Origin of the sequence: Methylosinus sp. Sm6, from assembly GCF_019802345.1 — a bacterium.
GTDB lineage: Bacteria > Pseudomonadota > Alphaproteobacteria > Rhizobiales > Beijerinckiaceae > Methylosinus.
The window spans coordinates 1-2882 of record NZ_JAINDZ010000091.1 but is presented as its reverse complement, the minus strand read 5'-3'; the positions used below and the strand labels follow the sequence as shown (position 1 = coordinate 2882).

At 63.4% G+C, this 2882-nt stretch carries 4 protein-coding genes and 1 pseudogene; all 5 read right to left on the bottom strand.

The features are described 5' to 3' along the window. Window positions 1–130: 130 nt before the first annotated feature. The gene (locus tag K3F48_RS23445; RefSeq protein ID WP_222577854.1) at window positions 131–553 is read right to left on the bottom strand and encodes a transcriptional regulator; all 423 of its coding nucleotides are present in this window, start codon (window positions 551–553) and stop codon (window positions 131–133) included. Further along, window positions 550–1170, bottom strand: a complete 621-nt coding sequence (locus tag K3F48_RS23440; RefSeq protein WP_222577853.1) for a hypothetical protein — start codon at window positions 1168–1170, stop codon at window positions 550–552. The genes K3F48_RS23445 and K3F48_RS23440 overlap by 4 nt, the downstream gene beginning before the upstream one ends. Continuing rightward, a complete protein-coding gene (locus K3F48_RS23435) occupies window positions 1170–1571 on the bottom strand; it encodes a helix-turn-helix domain-containing protein (RefSeq protein WP_222577852.1) in 402 nt (133 codons plus the stop codon). The genes K3F48_RS23440 and K3F48_RS23435 overlap by 1 nt, the downstream gene beginning before the upstream one ends. Continuing rightward, entirely contained in the window at window positions 1568–2344 is a 777-nt protein-coding gene (locus tag K3F48_RS23430; RefSeq protein ID WP_222577851.1) for an AAA family ATPase, read from the bottom strand. Before K3F48_RS23430 ends, K3F48_RS23435 begins: the two co-directional genes overlap by 4 nt. Window positions 2345–2415: 71 nt before the next feature. Continuing rightward, window positions 2416–2882, bottom strand: a pseudogene (locus K3F48_RS23425) (hypothetical protein); the annotation flags it as partial.

The following is a 2882-nucleotide window of genomic DNA, read 5'->3' as shown; positions in this document are numbered from 1 at the left end:
CTCGGCGATGCTGTAGAGCTGCTCGGCGACCGCGCTGGCCATCGCCGACGAGAGCCGCATATCGCCGTTCTCGACGCCGTGCATCAGAGCGGCGAGCTCGCGCAGGTCATAGGCGAGGCCGCAGGCTGAATCAGCCATGGACGCCTCCCTCGTTCTTGATCCGCGAATGGGCGCAGCCGCCGCGGCATGCGTGGAACAGCGCCGTGCGGATGGCCGATGTGCCGACGTGCTTCTTCTTCTGCTCGTCGATGCAATGGTCGCGGCCGATCTCGCCGAGCACCGGACATTCGACCTGGGCGCCCATCAGCAGGCCGCGCACCTTGGCTTCCACGGCGGCGAGATCGCCATCGTATTTGCCTCGGCAGAGCGCCGATATCACTGCGGGAGAATAGCCGATGCGCTTGCCGAAGGCGGTCGCGCTGGTGCGATTGGCCTCATTGGCGGCCGCCTCGATCCAATCGGGGAGCGCGTCGCCGAACGCTTCGCGTGCGTTGGCGAGGAAGTCTGCAACCTTTCGAGAAGGTAAAGAATTAACGTTAACGTCCGTGCTCATCGTTCAACCTCCGTGACGACGGTTTCGCCGATGACGCGATTGCGGTTGGGATCGAACACGAAGCCGGCGTTGCACAGCTTTGGCGCCTGCGGTCCCGTGTTGGCGGATTTGACCAGGCGATAGACGCCGGGCGTGGAGCCGCGGCCTTTCAGCCGTTCGGGCGCCGCGAGAGCCTGCAGAACGCCGACGCGCAGCAGCGCGCGCACATAGTTGTCGGCCGTGCGCTGCGCGACGGGACGCTCCTCGGTAGAAGCCGAGACCGCGAGCTCGGAGACCGTAAACTGATCGAGCGCGCGGATCGCGTTCCACATCGCCTCCCGCGCCGTGAGTGGCGCATGCATCGGGTCGGGGCGGCGGACCGGCGCTTTGGGCAATCGCTTGGTGACGGCATAGACCGCCCGCAGCGCATAGCCGTCGCGCTTCTCGCCGATGCGCGCCACGAAGCCTTCCTGCTTGAGAAAGTCGACGTAACGCTTGACCGTCGCATGCGCCACGCCGTCCGAGGCGAGCGCGATCTCCGTGACGGTGAAGCCCTTCGGCCGCGCCAGCATCTCGCGCCAGTAATGGGTCGGGCCGGATGGCATGGCGACCTCGATGTGAATCGGCTTGCGCGTCATCACTCACCTCCGTGATCTTTGAGGACTCGAAGCCGTATCCGCTGATCGCAAATCACTTGCACGAGCCGCAATACATCGCTCTGGAGAATCCGCAGCCAATCTCGAGCTTCGGGGTGAAGCTCGCTCGAAAGCAAGTTGAGATGCTCGATGGTGTCCGTGACTGCCCGATCTTCTTCATTGTCGAGCATCTGATTTGCCACGATTTCGGCGAAAGCTCCCGATAGGCCTAGCTCGTTGCAGATGGCGATAAAAACGGGCATCGGCATATCTGATTTCAGAGCGAACCAATTTTGAATCGATCGATACGGGACGTCGAGCTTGACCGAGATGTCGGTCAGCTTCACGCCCTTGGCTTTCATTATGCGCCGCAGACCTTCGATGATCTCGTTCTGAGTGTTCATGCCGTCCTCCCGCGTTGCACGATGAGGCGAGAGGCGCGGGCGGTGGCCGGCTGGCCGGTGTATAAGTCCGGGCCCTGATAATTTTCGCGCGTTACCTCCTGCAGGCCGTGGCTGCGCGTCCATTGAGCGACGCCGTCGAGCGATGTCGCGATGCGACGCGCGCGGCCGTCACCGGCGACGCGGATGTCCTCCAGCAGATCGTCGCTGATTTTCGCGGGAAGCAGCAGATTGGCGAGCTTGCGCGCATCCTCGAGATCGCAGGGCTCGGCTCCGAACCACGCGAGCACGCGATTATGCAAACGCTCAATCCGCTCCAACTTCTTCGGCAGTGCTTCCTCGCCAATCAGTAGCACCGGCACATTGCTCTTCATTGCGATCTCGCGGACGATCTCCGCATAGCCACGATCGACGATCTTGTCGGCCTCGTCGATGAACAGCGGCCGACGCGGCTCCGCCGAGAGCATTTCGGTCACCCGTTCCGACAGCTCCGGGATTGTCCCTTTGGGGGTGAACAAACCGCCTTCGCGCAGGATCGCGGTGAGCAGCGTCTTTCGCGTCCAGCTGTCGCCGACCTCGACGCGCAGCGCGCGCGTCTTGTTCTGAGCGTAGATGGACGCATAGGTCTTTCCGTCGCCGGATCGGCCGTGCATGACGCCGATGTTCGGCAGGCTCGGGGAGCGCTCCACCACGCGCTCGACCAGCTCCCGGAAGCCGGCGACGTTTTTCAACGCCGCAAAAGTCCCAGGTTTGACCTTTTGAACCTCGTCTGACATAATCTTCCTCGCTTGATTTTGGACTTCTGAGAGGCGCGCCGTTGCGAGCGGCGCGCCTCTCGCTTTTTCGGTCACCGCAATGCGGCTTCGCCGAACTCCTCGAACATTTCTTTCGTCGCCCGATATTCGGAGGTGGTCTGATATCCGCCGAGCCAGAGGGCGTCCTCCGTCGCGATCCTTTCGTTGTTGGCGATCCGCTCCTCGATCTGCAGCGCCCTGCGGAACCGCTGTTGCTTCGTCTCGGGGAGCTGCGCGATCTTCGGCGCCGGCGCGATCGGGGCGGCGCCCGCGAGGTCGTTCTCGATCTCCGCCATCGTGGCGCGCTGCTGCTCGCTCTGCGGCGCCGGCGCGGGCGCTTCGATGGCCGCTTTCGCGGCTTCCAGAGCCGGAGTCGAATATCCTTCGGCAGGTTTAGGAAACGCCACGAGCTTGCCGGCGCGTTCCGCCGCTTGCCTCGCCATTATGTCCGCGATGTCGAGCTGCGATCGCTTCTTGATCTCGCGTCGCAACGGCGCCGTAATCTCATCGAGCGTGCGCT